The 16,542-nt window shown below is 73.2% G+C and carries 14 protein-coding genes and 2 tRNA genes; 9 read left to right on the top strand and 7 right to left on the bottom strand.

What is annotated here, in order from left to right:
• Nucleotides 1–172: 172 nt before the first annotated feature.
• The 5 genes from CPE01_RS00410 to tig form a co-directional block, all read right to left on the bottom strand.
• Entirely contained in the window at nucleotides 173–523 is a 351-nt protein-coding gene (locus CPE01_RS00410) for a chorismate mutase (protein WP_246783637.1), read from the bottom strand.
• 30 nt (nucleotides 524–553) lie between these two features.
• Nucleotides 554–1,819, bottom strand: a complete 1,266-nt coding sequence (clpX, locus tag CPE01_RS00415) for an ATP-dependent Clp protease ATP-binding subunit ClpX (RefSeq protein WP_146804672.1) — start codon at nucleotides 1,817–1,819, stop codon at nucleotides 554–556.
• A gap of 366 nt (nucleotides 1,820–2,185) precedes the next feature.
• Nucleotides 2,186–2,893: an ATP-dependent Clp protease proteolytic subunit gene (locus tag CPE01_RS00420; RefSeq protein WP_146804673.1), complete on the bottom strand. Its 708-nt coding sequence runs from the start codon at nucleotides 2,891–2,893 to the stop codon at nucleotides 2,186–2,188.
• Between the two features lie 52 nt (nucleotides 2,894–2,945).
• Nucleotides 2,946–3,560: an ATP-dependent Clp protease proteolytic subunit gene (locus tag CPE01_RS00425; RefSeq protein ID WP_146804674.1), complete on the bottom strand. Its 615-nt coding sequence runs from the start codon at nucleotides 3,558–3,560 to the stop codon at nucleotides 2,946–2,948.
• Nucleotides 3,561–3,781: 221 nt separating this feature from the next.
• On the bottom strand, nucleotides 3,782–5,143 hold the full coding sequence (tig, locus tag CPE01_RS00430) for a trigger factor (protein ID WP_146804675.1): 1,362 nt from the start codon (nucleotides 5,141–5,143) through the stop codon (nucleotides 3,782–3,784).
• A gap of 252 nt (nucleotides 5,144–5,395) precedes the next feature.
• Between tig and CPE01_RS00435 the strand changes: the two genes are divergently transcribed.
• A tRNA-Gly gene (locus CPE01_RS00435) sits at nucleotides 5,396–5,466 on the top strand.
• Between the two features lie 479 nt (nucleotides 5,467–5,945).
• Complete coding sequence (locus CPE01_RS00440; RefSeq protein ID WP_146804676.1) at nucleotides 5,946–6,515, top strand: hypothetical protein; 570 nt, start codon at nucleotides 5,946–5,948, stop codon at nucleotides 6,513–6,515.
• Nucleotides 6,516–6,528: 13 nt separating this feature from the next.
• Here CPE01_RS00440 and CPE01_RS00445 read toward each other — a convergent pair whose 3' ends face one another.
• On the bottom strand, nucleotides 6,529–6,972 hold the full coding sequence (locus CPE01_RS00445) for an iron chaperone (RefSeq protein WP_146804677.1): 444 nt from the start codon (nucleotides 6,970–6,972) through the stop codon (nucleotides 6,529–6,531).
• A gap of 146 nt (nucleotides 6,973–7,118) precedes the next feature.
• Between CPE01_RS00445 and CPE01_RS00450 the strand changes: the two genes are divergently transcribed.
• The 3 genes from CPE01_RS00450 (at nucleotide 7,119) to CPE01_RS16870 (ending at nucleotide 11,563) form a co-directional block, all read left to right on the top strand.
• Entirely contained in the window at nucleotides 7,119–8,300 is a 1,182-nt protein-coding gene (locus CPE01_RS00450) for an AAA family ATPase (RefSeq protein ID WP_146804678.1), read from the top strand.
• 183 nt (nucleotides 8,301–8,483) lie between these two features.
• Nucleotides 8,484–8,714, top strand: a complete 231-nt coding sequence (locus CPE01_RS00455) for a hypothetical protein (protein ID WP_146804679.1) — start codon at nucleotides 8,484–8,486, stop codon at nucleotides 8,712–8,714.
• Nucleotides 8,711–11,563, top strand: coding sequence for a helix-turn-helix transcriptional regulator (locus tag CPE01_RS16870; protein WP_146804680.1), 2,853 nt, complete (start codon nucleotides 8,711–8,713; stop codon nucleotides 11,561–11,563). Before CPE01_RS00455 ends, CPE01_RS16870 begins: the two co-directional genes overlap by 4 nt.
• Before the next feature lie 143 nt (nucleotides 11,564–11,706).
• Here the strand turns inward: CPE01_RS16870 and CPE01_RS00465 are convergent.
• Nucleotides 11,707–11,780 (bottom strand) — tRNA-Pro (locus CPE01_RS00465).
• A gap of 74 nt (nucleotides 11,781–11,854) precedes the next feature.
• Between CPE01_RS00465 and CPE01_RS00470 the strand changes: the two genes are divergently transcribed.
• The 4 genes from CPE01_RS00470 to cysK all read left to right on the top strand — a co-directional run bounded on the left by CPE01_RS00470 (nucleotide 11,855) and on the right by cysK (nucleotide 16,520).
• Nucleotides 11,855–12,499: an SGNH/GDSL hydrolase family protein gene (locus CPE01_RS00470; RefSeq protein WP_146804681.1), complete on the top strand. Its 645-nt coding sequence runs from the start codon at nucleotides 11,855–11,857 to the stop codon at nucleotides 12,497–12,499.
• A 98-nt stretch (nucleotides 12,500–12,597) separates the two neighbouring features.
• On the top strand, nucleotides 12,598–14,373 hold the full coding sequence (locus tag CPE01_RS00475; RefSeq protein WP_281285083.1) for a bifunctional 3'-5' exonuclease/DNA polymerase: 1,776 nt from the start codon (nucleotides 12,598–12,600) through the stop codon (nucleotides 14,371–14,373).
• Nucleotides 14,374–14,673: 300 nt separating this feature from the next.
• Entirely contained in the window at nucleotides 14,674–15,045 is a 372-nt protein-coding gene (locus CPE01_RS00480; protein ID WP_146804683.1) for a hypothetical protein, read from the top strand.
• A 539-nt stretch (nucleotides 15,046–15,584) separates the two neighbouring features.
• Nucleotides 15,585–16,520, top strand: a complete 936-nt coding sequence (gene cysK, locus CPE01_RS00485) for a cysteine synthase A (protein WP_146804684.1) — start codon at nucleotides 15,585–15,587, stop codon at nucleotides 16,518–16,520.
• The last annotated feature ends 22 nt before the right edge of the window (nucleotides 16,521–16,542 follow it).

Below are 16,542 nucleotides of genomic sequence, written 5' to 3' on the forward strand. Positions count from 1 at the left end.
AACCTCCAGCGGTCCAGCGGTGTGGACCTCACGGCGGGCGTGCCCGGGCGGCTGCGACGCGTCGTCGTGCCCGAGCCCTTGAGCACTCCTAACCAACCGCAGGATCGCGCGCGACGCCACCCCAGTCGAGGACGGGCGCGTGCCGGCGCCGGGAGGTGCGCCAGGAGGCGGCTCAGGCCTCGCCGGTGTGGTCCTGCGCGAGCGCCTCGTGGTGCCGGATGACCTCGGCGACGATGAACTCGAGGAACTTCTCGGCGAACACCGGGTCGAGATCTGCCTCGTGCGCGAGCGCCCGCAGACGCGTCACCTGACGCTCCTCGCGGCCGGGGTCCGACGGCGGCAGACCGCGCTGCGCCTTGAGGACGCCCACCTGCTTGGTCGCCTTGAACCGCTCGGCGAGCAGGTACACGAGCGCAGCGTCGATGTTGTCGATGCTGTGCCGCAGGCGTGCGAGCTCGGGCGGGATGCCCGCAGGCTCCTGCGTCGCGGGCACGGGCGGGTGGGGCACGTCCTGGTCGGTCACGGACGCGATCCTAGGTCGCCTGCGGACGCCTCAGGCGCTCTTCTCGCGCGGCGGACGCTTCTCGCGCGGCACGAGGGTCGGGTTGACGTTCTCGAGGACCACCTCGCGCGTGATGAGCACGCGCGCCACGTCGTCGCGGCTGGGCACCTCGAACATGACCTGCTGGAGGACCTCCTCCATGATCGCGCGCAGACCGCGCGCGCCCGTGCCGCGCAGCAGGGCCTGGTCGGCGATCGCGGCCACGGCGTCATCGTCGAACTCGAGCTCGACGCCGTCGATCTCGAACATCCGCTGGTACTGCTTCACCAGGGCGTTGCGCGGCTCGGTGAGGATGCGCACGAGCGCGTCCTGGTCGAGACGGCCCACCGCGGCGACGACCGGCAGACGGCCGATGAACTCGGGGATGAGCCCGTACTTCTGCAGGTCCTCGGGGCGCACCTCGGAGAAGAGGTCGCCCTCCTCGTGGTTGTCGACCAGCGGCGCGCCGAACCCGACGACACGCTTGCGCGCGCGAGCCGCGATGATGTCGTCGAGGCCCGCGAACGCGCCGGCGACGATGAACAGCACGTTGCCCGTGTCGATCTGGATGAACTCCTGGTGCGGGTGCTTGCGGCCGCCCTGCGGCGGGACCGAGGCCGTGGTGCCCTCGATGATCTTCAGCAGCGCCTGCTGCACGCCCTCGCCCGAGACGTCCCGCGTGATCGACGGGTTCTCGCTCTTGCGCGCGATCTTGTCGATCTCGTCGATGTAGATGATCCCCTGCTCGGCCTTCTTGACGTCGTAGTCAGCGGCCTGGATGAGCTTGAGGAGGATGTTCTCGACGTCCTCGCCGACGTAGCCGGCCTCCGTCAGCGCGGTGGCGTCGGCGATCGCGAACGGCACGTTGAGCATGCGCGCGAGCGTCTGGGCGAGGTACGTCTTGCCGGTGCCGGTGGGCCCGACGAGCAGGATGTTCGACTTGGCGATCTCGACCTGGTCGTCGGCGTTGCGCACGCCCTCGCCGGCCTGGATGCGCTTGTAGTGGTTGTAGACCGCGACGGACAGCGCGCGCTTGGCGGACTCCTGCCCGACGATGTACTGCTCGAGGAAGTCGAAGATCTCGCGAGGCTTGGGCAGTTCCACCAGGCCGGTCTCGTTGGCCTCGGCGAGCTCCTCCTCGATGATCTCGTTGCACAGCTCGATGCACTCGTCGCAGATGTAGACGCCAGGCCCGGCGATGAGCTTCTTGACCTGCTTCTGGGACTTGCCGCAGAAGGAGCACTTGAGCAGGTCGGCGCCGTCTCCGATCCGAGCCACGTCTCGTCCCTTCCTCGCGCTCCGCCGCCGTCAGCGACCTGCGTCCTTGCCTACTACGTGCCTGTCGAGCTACGTACCCGTCGAGCCTGTCTGGAACTTCGAGCCGGTTGCGGCGGGCCGGTGACCCGCCTGCCGCAACGTCGGTCTCCCATTGGACACTACGCCGCGCCCGGTGTCAGTCGTACCCGACCACGTGTCGCGGCGTGTCCGTGCCTCGTCCGGGGCATTTCCCGTGTCCGAAACGTTTGGGTCGCCCCGGCCTGGGCTAACGGTCCCGTTCGGGCGGTTCGTCACGGTCGCCCGGCGGTGTCCTGAACGCCGACGGGCGCACGGGGCCGTAGCCCTCGTGCGCCCGTCGGCAGCCGGTCAGGCGCTGGGCTCGACCACGGTGGGTCGCACACCCTTGCGGCTCGCGAGCACCTGGTCGACGAGCCCGTACTCGAGCGCCTGCTGGGCCGTCAGGATCTTGTCGCGCTCGATGTCCTGGCGGACCTGGTCGAGATCGCGGCCCGTGTGGTGCGCGATCGTCTCCTCGAGCCACTCACGCATGCGGATCAGCTCGTTCGCGTGGATCTCGATGTCGGACGCCTGCGCGTAGCCGCCACCCTCCATCGCGGGCTGGTGGATCAGCACGCGCGCGTTCGGCAGCGCGAGGCGCTTGCCGGGCGTGCCCGCAGCGAGCAGCACGGCCGCGGCGGACGCGGCCTGCCCGAGGCACACCGTCGCGATCTGCGGCTTGATGTACTGCATCGTGTCGTAGATCGCGGTGAGCGCCGTGAACGAGCCACCGGGCGAGTTGATGTAGAGCGTGATGTCACGGTCCGGGTCGGTGCTCTCGAGCACCAGGAGCTGGGCCATGACGTCGTCGGCCGAGGCGTCGTCCACCTGCACGCCGAGGAAGATGATGCGGTCCTCGAACAGCTTGGTGTACGGGTCCTGCCGCTTGAAGCCGTAGGCCGTGCGCTCCTCGAACTGCGGCAGCACGTAGCGGGCGGAGGGCGCGGTGGCAGCCGGGCGACCGAAGCCGCCCGCGAGCGCGCCCGCGCGGGCGATGAACTGGGACTCGGTGCTCACTGGTTCTCCTCGAGGTCTCAAAGGTCGACGCGCCACGGCGCAGGTCAGCAGCTCAGGCGGTGCCGCCGCGGCCCGTCACCGAGCTCGCGGCCTCGACGACGTGGTCGATGAAGCCGTACTCGAGCGCCTCGGGGGCGGTGAACCAGCGGTCACGGTCCGCGTCGGAGTTGATCTGCTCGACGGTCTTGCCCGTCTGCGCGGCCGTCAGCTCGGCGAGCACGGTCTTCATGTGCAGGATGAGCTGGGCGTTGATGCGCACGTCGGTGGCGGTGCCGCCGATGCCGCCCGAGGGCTGGTGCATCATCACGCGGGCGTGCGGGGTCGCGTAACGCTTGCCCTTGGCGCCCGACGAGAGCAGGAACTGGCCCATCGAGGCCGCCATGCCCATCGCGATCGTCGCGACGTCCGGCTTGATGTACTGCATGGTGTCGTAGATCGCCATGCCCGCGGTGATCGAGCCACCGGGCGAGTTGATGTACAGCCAGATGTCCTTGTCCGGGTCCTCCGCGGCGAGCAGCATCATCTGCGCGCAGATCGCGTTCGCGTTCTCGTCGCGCACCTCGGAGCCGAGCCAGATGATCCGCTCACGCAGCAGCCGGTTGTAGATGTGGTCGTTCAGGCCGAGTCCGGGAGAGTCGGCCCGGGCGATGGCCGGGTAGTCGTTCACGAAGGCTCCTTGATCTGAGCGGGGTCCTTGCGTCGCAGTGACACTAACGCCCGCGCCGCACTCATCCGGCCCGCGCGGGGCCCGTTTTCGCTGACGGCGCAGCACGAGCCGGTCGGGTCACGCTGCGCTCGCACGACGAGGGCCCCGCCACCGGTGGACGGTGTCGGGGCCCTGCGACGTGCACGGTGGCGTGAGCGCTGGGCGTCACGCCGTGCGGCGGGTCAGGCCGTGGCGTCGACCGCCGCGTCGGCGACGGCGGCCGCAGCAGCCGCGTCGTCCTGCGAGGCGGCCGCGTCGTCCTCGTCGGAGCCGATGAAGTCCGACAGGTCGACGGCCGCACCCGACGGGTCGGTGACCGTGACCTGACGCAGCGCGACGGCGATCGACTTCGAGCGCGCGACCTCGGCGACCATCGCCGGGATCTGGCCACCCTCGTCGAGCGTCTTGATGAACGTGTTCGGGTCCATCCCGTACTGGCGCGAGGCCTGCACGAGGTACTCGACGAGCTCCTGCTGCGAGACCTTGACCTCGAGCTGCTCGGCGAGCGTGTCGAGCAGGATCTGGTTGCGCAGCGCGGTCTGCGCCTGCTCGGTCACCTCGGCGCGGTGCTCGTCGTCCTCGAGACGGCCCTCGGACTCGAGGTGACGGTGCACCTCGGCCTCGACGACGCCCGACGGCACGGGGATCTCGGTGGCCGTGACGAGCTTCTCGACGAGCAGGTCACGCGCCTGCACCGCCTGGTTGGAGACCTTGGTGCGGGCGGCCTGCTCGCGCAGGTCCTCCTTGAGCTCGTCCAGCGTGTCGAACTCCGAGGCGAGCTGCGCGAAGTCGTCGTCCGCGTCCGGCAGCTGGCGCTCCTTGACCGTCGTCGCCGTGACCGTCACGAGGGCCTTCTCGCCCGCGTGCTCGCCACCGGCCAGCTCGGTCTCGAACGTCGTGGTCTCGCCGGCCGACAGGCCCGTCAGCGCCTCGTCAAGGCCCTCGAGCATGTTGCCCGAGCCGATCTGGTAGCTCACGCCGGAGACCGAGTCGACCTCCTCGTCGCCGATCTTGGCGACCAGGTCGACGACGACGAAGTTGCCGACCGCGGCGGGCGCGTCGATGCCGACCAGCGTGCCGAAGCGCTCACGCAGCGCGTCCAGGCGGGCCTCGAGGTCCTCGTCGGTGACCTCGACGCCGTCGACCTCGATCGCGATCTCGGACAGCGCGGGGACGGTGATCTCGGGACGCACCTCGACCTCGGCGGAGAAGTGCAGCTCGCCCTCCTCGTCACCGGGCACCAGGCCGGGGACCTTGGTGACCTCGACCTCGGGCTGACCCAGCGGGCGCAGGTTGTTCTCGCGGATCGCCTCGGCGTAGAACCCGCCCAGACCCTCGTTCACGGCGTGCTCGATCACCGCGGGACGTCCGACGCGCTGGTCGATGATGCGCGGCGGCACCTTGCCCTTGCGGAAGCCGGGGACGGTGACCTGCTCCGCGATGTGCTCGTACGCGTGCGCGATGCTCGGCCGGAGCTCGTCGTACGTCACCTCGACGGTCAGCTTGACCTTCGTCGGCTCCAGGGTCTCGACGGCGCTCTTCACTTCGATGCTCTCCAACTGATCGGAATGGTTCGCCGTTCCCGGCGGCTGCGAGGGCGCTGCGCGGCGTCGGGCTCTAGGAGGCTCTCGGCGCGCACGGGCGACCCTCGATGGTACGTCACGGGCAGGAGCGGGCACGAATCTCCGGCAGGCCGCACGGCACCGCCGCACTGCACCGCGGGGCTCAGGCCCGGATTCGGGACACCGCATCGGAGCCGGTACCCTGACGTCGCCGGCCGCGCCTTCGCGGCCTGTGCGGACGTAGCTCAATGGTAGAGCCCCAGTCTTCCAAACTGGCTACGCGGGTTCGATTCCCGTCGTCCGCTCCGAGCGTCTCCGCGGGTCAGATGCCGTCTCGGGCCGAAAGTGCGGCCCTGCAGGAATGCCCCAACAGCTCAGACGCCTCCTGGCGGAGCTCGCGAAGTCCGACGGTCGCGGTCATGCCCGAGGGCTACGGCGCCGGTTGCACAAGTGCTACTCGCCGATCCGATGCCGGTCTCGGGTGAGAACCTGCCGTCGTCATCGCTCGTCCGGCGGACGCGCAGCGAGGCCGTCCAGGTCGCCTGCGGGCGGTCCGCGAGCTCGAAGGTCCTGTGGCATTCCACCCCTGCCCGCACGACGAGGCCCGGGGGCCCTCCTGGGTTCCGAGGGCGTCTCGTCGACCGTTCGAGCGAGGCGCCGCGTGACCCGGGTCACACCGCGTGTCGACGGCTGCGTCGCCGATGCCGCACGCGGCGGTCCGCTGCGGTGCTCTACTCGTCTCGTCGCTGCGCGAGGCGCGCCGCGGCGGACAGGGGGGAAGCACATGTCGTCCTTGGTCGAGCGCCCGTCGGGCGTGCTGCTGACGTGCGGTGCGGCACTGGCCGCGGCCGCCCTGATCGGCGCGTGCGCGACCGCCGACGCGGGCGGTCGCGCGACCACTGCCGAGCAGCTCGAGACGCTCGCAGGGTTGGTGGACGTGACGCCGTCGCCCGAGCTGCACGGCCCCGTGCTGACTGCCGGCACGGTGGTCGGCGCGGGCGCGGGGGTCCCCGTGGTCGCGATGGCGTGGCCTGACGACGCCACGCTCGGCGAGATGCAGATCGGGGACGACGTCAAGCTGATCCCGATCGCCGCGACCTTGACAGGGTCCGAAGGCCGGTTCGAGCTCGTCGCCGACCCTGTTGCGGTCGCGGCGCTGACCGGCGGGAGCGAGGTGACCGTCAACTTCGACGTGCAGGTCATCGGCGCCGACCCGCTGGCCCAGTGGTCCACCTCGGCCGTGCTGTCGCCTCAGATCGCCGCCGACGACTCGCTCGAGCACCCGCTGGCGGACGACATCACGATCGAGGCGGATGCACCGCAGACCGTGGACGAGCTCACCGCCGGTCGGTGACGCGCAGGCCGTCTCAGGCCGCTGCCCGGCGGATGAGTGCCGCGATCGTCTCCTCGACCTCGTCGGTCAGCTCCGTCACTGCGTAGGCGGTCGGCCACATGGGGCCGTCGTCGAGCGCGGCGGGCTCCTCGAAGCCGAGGATCGCGTAGCGGGTCTTGAACTTGGCGGCCGCCTTGAAGAAGCACAGGACCTTGCCGTCCTTGGCGTACGCGGGCATGCCGTACCAGGTGCGCGGGGTCAGGTGGGGCGCCTCGGCGCGCACGATCGCGTGGATGCGCTCGGCCAGGACGCGGTCGGCGTCGGGCATCTCGGCGATCTTCGCGAGCACGTCGGACTCGAGATCGGCGGCCTTCGCGGCCTTGCCGCCGCGGGCGGACTGGGCGCGCAGCTCGGCCGCGCGCTCCTTCATGGCGGCGCGCTCGTCGTCGGTGAACGTGTCGGTCTTCGTCGTGCTCATGGTCGTCTCCTGGTACCTCGTCGGGATGGCGTTGCCACCACGCTAGAGACCGCGTCGACGTCCGCGCTTCTCGGATCCTGACCGATGTGCGTCAGCGGCTCGTGGCACGCTGAACGCGCTGGTCGGGGCGACGGTGGGGAGCGCACGTGATCGAGACCATGGCGGTCGAGGGCTACCGCTCGCTGCGTGAGCTCGTGCTGCCGCTGGGACGGCTGACGGTGGTCACGGGCGCGAACGGCACCGGCAAGTCGGGCGTGTACCGCGCGCTGCGGCTGCTCGCCGAGTGCGCGCTCGGCGGGGCGGTCGGGGCGGTGGCCCGGGAGGGCGGGTTGCGGTCGACGCTGTGGGCAGGGCCGGAGCACGGCACACGCCGGCGGGACGGGGCGGCGCAGGGCACGGTCCGCACGCGTCCCGTGGCGCTGCGGCTGGGGTTCGCGAGCCCCGACGACCTCGGCTACGCGGTCGACCTGGGGCTGCCCAAGGACGGCGGCTCGGCGTTCCTGCTCGACCCCGAGATCAAGGTCGAGACGATCTGGTCGGGCCCGATGCTGCGTCCCGCGACGACGCTCGCCGAACGCCGGGGTCCGGCCGTGCGGGTCCGCGACGACGAGGGCGACTGGCAGGCCGTGGGCGGACGGCTGCGGCCGTACGACTCGATGCTCTCGGAGGTTGTCGACCCGACGGGCGCGCCGGAGATCGTCGCGGTGCGCGAGCGGCTGCGGGGCTGGCGGTTCTACGACCACCTGCGCACCGACGCCGACGCGCCCGCGCGCCAGGTGCGCGTCGGGACGCGCACGACCGCGCTGGCCCACGACGGCGGCGACCTCGCGGCGGCCCTGGAGACCGCGCGTGACGCGGGCCGGGGCGACGAGATCGACGAGTACGTCGACCGCGCGTTCCCGGGTGCGCGCGCAGTGGTCCGGGCGCACGACGGCCGGTTCGCGCTCGAGCTGCACCGCGCGTCGCTCCTGCGGCCCCTGGACGCCGCCGAGCTGTCCGACGGCACGCTGCGCTACCTGCTGTGGGTGGCCGCGCTGCTGACGCCACGCCCGCCCGAGCTGCTCGTGCTCAACGAGCCGGAGACGAGCCTGCACCCCGACGTGCTCGCCGCTCTGGCGCAGCTCGTGCGCCGCGCGAGCCGGGACTCGCAGGTGGTCGTCGTGACGCACTCCGACGAGCTCGCGTCCGCCCTACGCGCGGACGCGCGCGACGGGCTGGGCCGCGACGACGTGCACGACGTCGAGCTGCGGCTCGAGAACGGCGAGACGGTCGTCGCCGGCCGTGAGGGGCCGCTCGACCAGCCCGCGTGGCACTGGCCGTCGCGGTGACGGCCACCGGCCGCCCGCACCGCCTCCGGTCTGCGACGACGCCCGTCTGAGGTACCTCAGACGTCTCGGCGCGACGTCCGTGAGGCAGGACTGGTCGATCGCCCGATCCCCCGCACGTCACCTCAGCACCAGAGTCGAGACCGAGGGTGCGGCACAGGCGGCACCCGCGGGGAGGGAGTCGACATGAGCGAGCTGTGGGACATCGAGGCGGAGCTGGCCTACCGGCAGGAGCAGGCGGCGGCGGACCTGCGCACGGCGCGGGCCCGCACGCGAGCCGCGGCACGTGCCACGCCGGTGCGGCGTGGTCGCACGCCGGGCGCCGCCGGCACGAGGGGCGCGGCCCACCGTTCGAGCGGCACTGCCGCGCGTGGGTGGTCGCTGCGAGGATCGGGGGCATGGTCCGCGGCCCGATGAGCACCCCCTTCGTCGCCCGCTCGGAGCAGGTCCAGTCCCTGCGGGACGCCCTGCACCTGGCGGGCTCGGGCGTGCCCGGCGCCGTGCTGCTCGCGGGTGATGCGGGTGTCGGCAAGTCGGCCCTCCTGCGGCACCTCGCGAGCACGACGAGCGACGCGACGGTCGTCGTGACGCACTGCGTCGAGCTCGGCGAGATCGGCCTGCCGTACCTGCCGTTCGCCGAGGCGGTCTCGCGGCTGCGCGAGGTCGACCCCGAGGCGGTCGCCGCGACGCTCGAGGCGCGGCCCGCGCTCGGTCGCCTCGTGCGCGGTGCCGCGGGGCAGGGCGCCGACGACGGCGACCAGCTCCAGCTGTTCGAAGGCCTCGCCGAGCTGTTCGCGGCGGTCGGTCGACCGGGGCGGCCGCTGCTGGTCGCCGTCGAGGACGCGCACTGGGCGGACGCGTCCAGCCGCGACGTGCTGCGCTTCCTGGTCACGCGGCTGACCAGCGAGAACGTGCTGCTGGTGATCTCCTACCGCACGGATGACCTGCACCGCCGCCACCCGTGGCGTCCGGTGGCCGCCGAGCTCGCGCGGCACCCGCGCGTGACGCGCGTCGAGCTGCCGCCGTTCACGGCCGACGAGGTCGCGCAGTTCGCCACCGCGCTCACGGGCCACGCGGTCGCCGAGCAGACGGTCCGCAGCGTCACCGAGCGGTCGGGCGGCAACGCCTACTTCGCGCAGGAGCTGCTCGAGTCCGCCGGCAGCGACGAGCTGCCCGGCTCGCTCGCGGACGTGCTGCGCGCGCGCATCGAGCAGGTCGACCCGCAGGTCCAGCAGCTCGCCCGCGTGGCGGCGGTCGCGGGGCGGCGCGTCGCCGAGCCGCTGCTGCGCGCCGCCGCGCACGTCGCCGCCCCCGGTCTCGACGTCGACACGGCGCTGCGCGAGGCGGTCAGCAGCCACGTGCTGGGCGTCGAGGACGGCCATCTCGCGTTCCGGCACGCGCTGCTCGCCGAGGCGATCGCGGCCGACCTGCTGCCCGGCGAGCGTTCGTCGCTGCACCGTGCGTACGTGCGTGTCCTGCGCGACGACCCCGCGCTCGGCGGACCCGCCGAGCTCGCGACGCACGCGCTCGCGGCACCGGACCTGCCGACCGCGCTCGAGGCGTCGCTCGCCGCCGCCGCGCAGGCCCGTGAGCTGCTCGCACCGCAGGAGGAGCTGCGGCACCTCGAGGTCGCGCTGCGGCTGTGGGACGCCGTGCCCGACGCCGGGTCGCGCGTCGCGACCCTGTCCGCCGCGGCGAACGCGGCCGCGAACGCCGCGCGGCGCGACCGCGCGATCCAGCTCGCCCGCTCCGCGGTCGAGATCGCGGACGACGACGAGCGACCCCGCCTGCGCACGCGCCTCGCACGGCACCTGCAGGCCATGGAACGCACGAAGCAGGCGCTCCAGGAGACGGCCCTCGCGCTCGAGGAGCTCGGCCCCGCGCCCTGCCCCGACCGCGCCTGGGCGCTCGCGACCCACGCGCGCTCGCTCGTCTGGCTGGACCGCGACGTCGAGGCGTTCGACGTGGTCCAGGAGGCGCTCAACGTCGCCCGCAACGTGGGTGCGCTCGACGCCGAGTCGGACGCGCTGACGTCGCTCGCGCTGCTGGTCGCGTCCGACGACGCCGACCGCGCCGACGAGATCCTCGCCCAGGCCCTCACGGCCGCGCGCGAGGTGGGTGACACGACCACCGAGCTGCGGATCCTGCAGAACATGGCCTCGAGCCGGTACGACGTGGGCGACCTCGACGCCGCCGCGGAGCTGGCCGCCACGGGCGTCGAACGCGCACGGCGCACCGGGCTGACGAACACGATGCACGGGCTGGACCTGAGCGGGTACGCCGCGCTGGTCGCCTACGTGCGCGGCGACCTGTCCCCCGTCGAGGTCCCGGAGCGGGCCGACGACGACGGCGGCTTCCTCGACCTCGTCGTGCTGTACGCCGCGACGGCGCGCGGGGACTCCGACGTCGTCGAGCGGTGCCTGCGGCTCGAGCCGTTCTGGTCACGCGACACGGCGATCGCGCACGTCGCGGGCGGCTGCGGCGCGGACGCGCTCGCGTGGGCGGGCCGGTACGACGAGTCCGTGGCGCTCGTCGACCGCGTGATCGCGCACCTCGAGAAGGCGTGGCTCCCGCTGTTCTTCGCCGGGATCTGGCTGTCGTCGATCGCGCTGGCGGCACTCGCCGACGCCGCGCAGGACGACCGCGTGCGCGGCCGGGACGCGAGCGCCCGCGTCGCGGACGGCGAGCGGTTCGCCGCGCGCATCGAGCAGACCGCGCAGCGGCCGCTCCCGCCGGGGCGCCAGGTCGGCCCCGAGGGCCTGGCCTGGATCGCGCGCGGGCGCGCCGAGCACGCGCGGCTGCTCGGCTCCCCGCCGGGGACGGTCGAGCTGTGGCGCGCTGCCGTCGAGGCCTTCGGGTACGGCTACCGCTACGAGGTGGCCCGCTCCCGCTGGCGGCTCGCGGAGGCGCTGCTGCTGGCCGGTGACCGCGACGAGGCCGCGGCAGAGGCGGCACTCGCCCTCGCCGAGGCCGAGGACATGGGGGCCGCCCCGCTGGCCACCGCGATCCGGGAGCTCGCGCGGCGCGGTCGGCTCGCGCTCCCGGGTGAGCGCGCGGGCGGCACCGACGTGCTGACGTCCCGCGAGGCCGAGGTGCTCGAGCTCGTCGCACAGGGACTGTCGAACAACCAGATCGGGCGGCGGCTGTTCATCTCCGGCAAGACCGTCTCGGTGCACGTCTCGAACGTGCTCGCCAAGCTCGAGGTCTCGGGCCGCGCCGAGGCGGTGGACGTCGCGCACCGACGCGGGCTGATCGGCGCCGGCTGACACCCACGCCCTCCGACGGACGCACCGCACGGGGCGTCACGCGGATCGCGGCACAGCGGCGGCATCACGCAGATCGCCCCACGACGATCACCCCCTGACGATCGCCCCCTGACAGGGTGTGCCCGTCCTGGGTGCTTCGACGGTCGGGGTGGTCGGATTCGAACCGGCGACCTTCCGCTCCCAAAGCGGACGCGCTACCAACCTGCGCCACACCCCGTCACGCGGGCGGCCCGCGCGGCACCCAGCCTAGGGGACGCGCCGGGCGCGTCCCGACGCCTGCCCTGTGGTGGGATGTCGCCCGTGACGACGTTCCTCACCCGCGGCGACCGCGTCCTGTTCCAGGGCGACTCCCTGACGGACTGGGGTCGCGACCGCTCGGACCCGTCGAGCCTCGGGCACGGCTGGGCCGGGATCGCGGCGGCCCTCGCCGGGGCGCGCCGACCCGAGCTGGGTCTGACGTTCCACAACCGCGGGGTCGGCGGCGACACCGCCGCGCTGGTGCGGGACCGCTGGGAGGCCGATGCGCTCGCGCTCGAGCCGACGGTGATATCGCTGCTCGTCGGCGTCAACGACACCTGGCGCCGGTACGCCCAGGGCCAGGTCACCAGCGTCGAGGCGTACGAGGAGCACTACCGCGCGCTGCTCGACTCGGCCCGCGAGCGCCTGGACGCCCGCTTCGTGCTCGTCGAGCCGTTCCTGCTGCCCCGGACGGCGCAGCAGGCGGCCTGGCGCGAGGACCTGGATCCGCGCATCGCGGTCGTGCGGCGGCTCGCCGACGAGTACGGCGCGGTGCTCCTCGCCGCGGACACGCTGTTCGCGGAGGCGACGATCGTCGCGGGAGCCGCGCACTGGACCACCGACGGCGTGCACCTGACGCCGGCGGGCAACGGCCTGCTCGCCGAGGCATGGCTCGACACCCTCGGCATCAACGGCTGAGCGGTGGCCCCCGGCCCTCCCGAGCGCCTGTCGGCGAGGACCCGCCGTGAGCGCGTCCTTCGTGCGCCGCTGTCGGTGGCGTGCGGCAGGCTCGTGACGTGATCGTCGTCGTGGCGCGCCCCGGGGCGCAGGCGCCCGACCGGCGGGCCGTGGCCGCGGTCGTGGCGCCCGACGCGCCCGGCGGGGACGCGGTGCTCGGCACCGAGCGCGCGGTGCGATGGGCGTGGGCGGACACGAACGCGTGGTACCCGCGGCTGCTCGCGGACGGCGTGCGCGTCGAGCGCTGCCTCGACCTGCGCCTCACGCACCGCCTGCTGCGCTCGTCGGCCACGACGTCGTCGTCACTGCTCGCGACCGCGGCCTCGGGCCCGTTCGACGAACCTGCGGCCGCACCGGACGAGGCGACGACCCACGCGCCCACGACCCTGTTCGACGCCGTGGACGACGTCGCGGACGACGCGGCCGCGACGCCCGGCAGCCCCGCACCCATCGGGGCGTCGGGCCTGGCCGGCACCCCCGACCTCGACGCGTGCCTGGCCGAGCTCGACGCGCAGGACGGCGCGGTGCGGGGCAGCACCGCACCCGGGCGGCTGCGCCTCCTTGTCGCGGGCGAGTCCGCGGGCGCTCTGGCCGCGGCGGAGATGCGGCACGCCGGCCTGCCGTGGGACGCCCACGTGCACGACGAGGTCCTGCGGGCCCACCTCGGCGCGCGGCCTGCCCGCGGGACGCGGCCGCCCGAGATGGAACGGCTCGCGGCACGCATCCGCGCCGAGCTCGACGCCCCGAGCCTCAACCCCGACTCGCTGCCCGACGTGCTGCGCGCACTGCGCCGCGTCGGCCTGCCCGTGAGCTCGACGCGCAAGTGGGAGCTCGCGAACCTGGACCACCCCGCGATCGCTCCGCTCCTGGAGTACAAGACGCTGTCGCGCCTGCACAGCGCGAACGGGTGGGCGTGGCTCGACGAGTGGGTACGGGACGGGCGGTTCCGGCCCGAGTACGTGGTCGGCGGTGTCGTGACCGGGCGCTGGGGCTCGTCGGGCGGCGGTGCGCTGCAGATCCCCCGCCTGCTGCGCACCGCGGTCCGTGCGGACCCCGGGTGGCGGCTCGTCGTCGCGGACGCCGCCCAGCTCGAGCCGCGTGTCCTGGCCGGCATGGCGCACGACGAGCGCATGGCCGCGGCGGGAGCCGGGCGGGACCTGTACGCGGGCATCGTCGAGGCGGGCGTCGTGCCGGAGCGCGCGCTCGCCAAGGTCGGGATGCTCGGCGCGCTGTACGGCGGGACCACGGGGGCGAGCGCGAGCGTCCTGCCGCGGCTGCTGCAGGCGTTCCCGCGAGCGACCGGGCTCGTCGAGGAGGCGGCGCGCGCGGGTGAGCGCGGCGAGGTCGTCACGACGCTGCTGGGCCGCAGCTCACCGCCTCCCGACGCGAGCTGGCTCCAGGCGCAGGCAGCCGCGCTCGATCCCGACGCGACCGACGGCGCGCAGTCGCAGGCACGCGCCCGGACCCGCGCGTGGGGACGGTTCACGCGCAACTTCGTCGTGCAGGGCACGGCCGCCGAGTGGGCGCTGTGCTGGATCGCCGAGCTGCGCCGCCGACTGTGGGCCATGGGTGCCGAGCAGGACGCACCGGGCGCGGTGCGGGCGCCGTTCGTCGGGCGGCCGCACCTCGTGTACTTCCTGCACGACGAGCTCGTCGTGCACTGTCCCGCAGGTCTCGCCGACGACGTCGCGGACGCGGTCGTGGACGCCGCGGCATCCGCGGGCCGTCTGCTGTTCGGAGGCTTCCCGGTCGAGTTCCCGCTGTCGGTGGGCGTCGCGCAGGCGTACGACCAGGCGAAGGACGCCGCGGCGCTGCGTCGCGACCCGCGCCGCTGACGCTTGCTGCGACGTGCGCGGACGGACGAAAGGCCTGGTTGGCGCGCACCCGGCCGAAATGTGACGAGGGAGACGGTCGCGATCGTCCGCCATCGCCCGATATCTCGGCGACAGGTGTCAGTGGCCGTGTCTAGGGTCGAGGTGAACCGGGCCGTCGAGCCCGCATCGCGGCGCCGCACTGCTCGAGCGGCCGGACTGCTCGAGCGGCCGGCTGTTCGAACGGCCGGCTGTTCGAACGGCTGGCTGTTCGAGCGGCTGGCGCCGCCCCACCACACGCACCACCCAAGGGGATCATTCCGTATGAAGTCGTTCGCCGTCCGTTCCGTCGTCGTCCTCGCCGCTGCAGGCTCGCTCCTGCTCGCCGGCTGCTCGTCCGACGACGCGACCACCGACACCACTGGGACCGCCGAGGCCACCGCGACCGCGGAGGCCACCCCCGAGCAGACCGAGGCGCCCACCGAGGCCGAGGTGCTCGACGTCACCCACATCCAGCTGCAGACGGCGATCGACACGCTCGGCCTTCGCGGGCTCGAGTCCAAGGCGGTCGACGTCGACGGCAACGAGCTCGTGCCGGACGCCGAGGCCGTGTACCTCGTCGTCGACCAGGACCCGATCGAGGGCGTCGTCCCCGTCGGCACGGTCATCACGCTGACGGTCGAGAAGAAGGCCTGACGCGGCAGCTGCCTGCGAACCCGCCACGTCCGGCGGAACCCACGCCCGTCCCGGGACCTCCCGGGGCGGGCGTCGTGCGTCCCGGGCCGAGTCAGGCGGGACGCCCGCCCGTCGACCCGCGTCCGAGGTGCGGGAACCTTTGCGCACGGCACGGCGTTGGCGCTAGCGTCACCCACGACTGCGGCCCCCGTGCCGCCCCCAGGAGGAGAGCATGAGCGAGCGGACGTCCGCCCCCGCCTCCTTCTCGCGCGCCTTCGTGGCGCCCTGTTGTCGCTGTCGGTAGAGCGCTGGCTCCTGCGCGCGACGACACCCTCCCTGGCGGGAGTGTCCGGTGCGCCAGCGCTCGCCCCGGCGGCTCGTCCGCACCCGGCGTCCTCGCCGGCGCAGCCACCCCCTGAGAGCACCAGATCGGTGTCGGGACCCGGACCGGCGGGACCGCCGGACCTCGTCGCCACCGTCTCACCCGCTCGCAGCCCGTTCGTCAGGCAAGTCCCCCGCATCCGCCGTCGCACCCGCGGCGGCTCGACCGAAGAGGAACCATGGCACGCATCTACGACGACGCGACCGCGCTCATCGGCAACACCCCGCTGGTCCGCATCAACAAGATCACCGACGGCGCCCCCGCGACGGTCGTCGGCAAGCTCGAGTTCTACAACCCGGCCAACTCCGTCAAGGACCGCATCGGTGTCGCGATCATCGACGCGGCCGAGGCGTCGGGCGAGCTCAAGCCGGGCGGCACCATCGTCGAGGCGACGTCGGGCAACACGGGCATCGCGCTCGCGTTCGTCGGCGCGGCGCGCGGCTACGACGTCGTCCTGACCATGCCGGAGACGATGTCGAAGGAGCGCCGCGCGCTCCTTCGTGCGTTCGGCGCCGAGCTCATCCTCACGCCGGGCTCCGAGGGCATGAAGGGTGCGGTCAACCGTGCGAACGAGATCGTCGCCGAGCGTCCCGGTGCGGTCCTGGCCCGTCAGTTCGCGAACGAGGCCAACCCCGCGATCCACCGCAAGACCACGGCCGAGGAGATCTGGGCCGACACCGACGGCCAGATCGACATCCTGGTCGCCGGCATCGGCACGGGCGGCACCATCACGGGCGTCGGCCAGGTGCTCAAGGAGCGCAAGCCGGACGTCAAGATCGTCGCGGTCGAGCCGGCCGAGTCCCCGATCCTCAACGGCGGCCAGCCCGGCCCGCACAAGATCCAGGGCATCGGCGCGAACTTCGTGCCGGAGATCCTCGACACCTCGGTGTACGACGAGGTCATCGACATCGACGCCGACACGGCCGTCACGTACGCGCGCCGCGCCGCCGCCGAGGAGGGCCTGCTCGTCGGCATCTCGTCGGGCGCCGCGCTCGCGGCCGCCAAGCAGCTCGCGGAGCGTCCGGAGAACGCGGGCAAGCTGATCGTCGCGATCATCCCGTCGTTCGGCGAGCGCTACCTGTCGACGATCCTCTACGCCGACCTGCTCGACTGAGCGGCTGCCGCACCCCGGAGCG

It is taken from the genome of Cellulomonas persica (assembly GCF_007989825.1).
GTDB lineage: Bacteria > Actinomycetota > Actinomycetes > Actinomycetales > Cellulomonadaceae > Cellulomonas > Cellulomonas persica.

Excerpts from the sequence above, each read along its gene's own strand:
- CPE01_RS00440 (WP_146804676.1), top strand. The coding sequence starts at position 5,946 with ATGTCGTCCTTGGTCGAGCGCCCGTCGGGCGTGCTGCTGACGTGCGGT.
- CPE01_RS00445 (WP_146804677.1), bottom strand. The coding sequence starts at position 6,972 with ATGAGCACGACGAAGACCGACACGTTCACCGACGACGAGCGCGCCGCC.
- CPE01_RS00455 (WP_146804679.1), top strand. The coding sequence starts at position 8,484 with ATGAGCGAGCTGTGGGACATCGAGGCGGAGCTGGCCTACCGGCAGGAG.
- CPE01_RS16870 (WP_146804680.1), top strand. The coding sequence starts at position 8,711 with ATGAGCACCCCCTTCGTCGCCCGCTCGGAGCAGGTCCAGTCCCTGCGG.
- CPE01_RS00470 (WP_146804681.1), top strand. The coding sequence starts at position 11,855 with ATGTCGCCCGTGACGACGTTCCTCACCCGCGGCGACCGCGTCCTGTTC.
- CPE01_RS00480 (WP_146804683.1), top strand. The coding sequence starts at position 14,674 with ATGAAGTCGTTCGCCGTCCGTTCCGTCGTCGTCCTCGCCGCTGCAGGC.
- cysK (WP_146804684.1), top strand. The coding sequence starts at position 15,585 with ATGGCACGCATCTACGACGACGCGACCGCGCTCATCGGCAACACCCCG.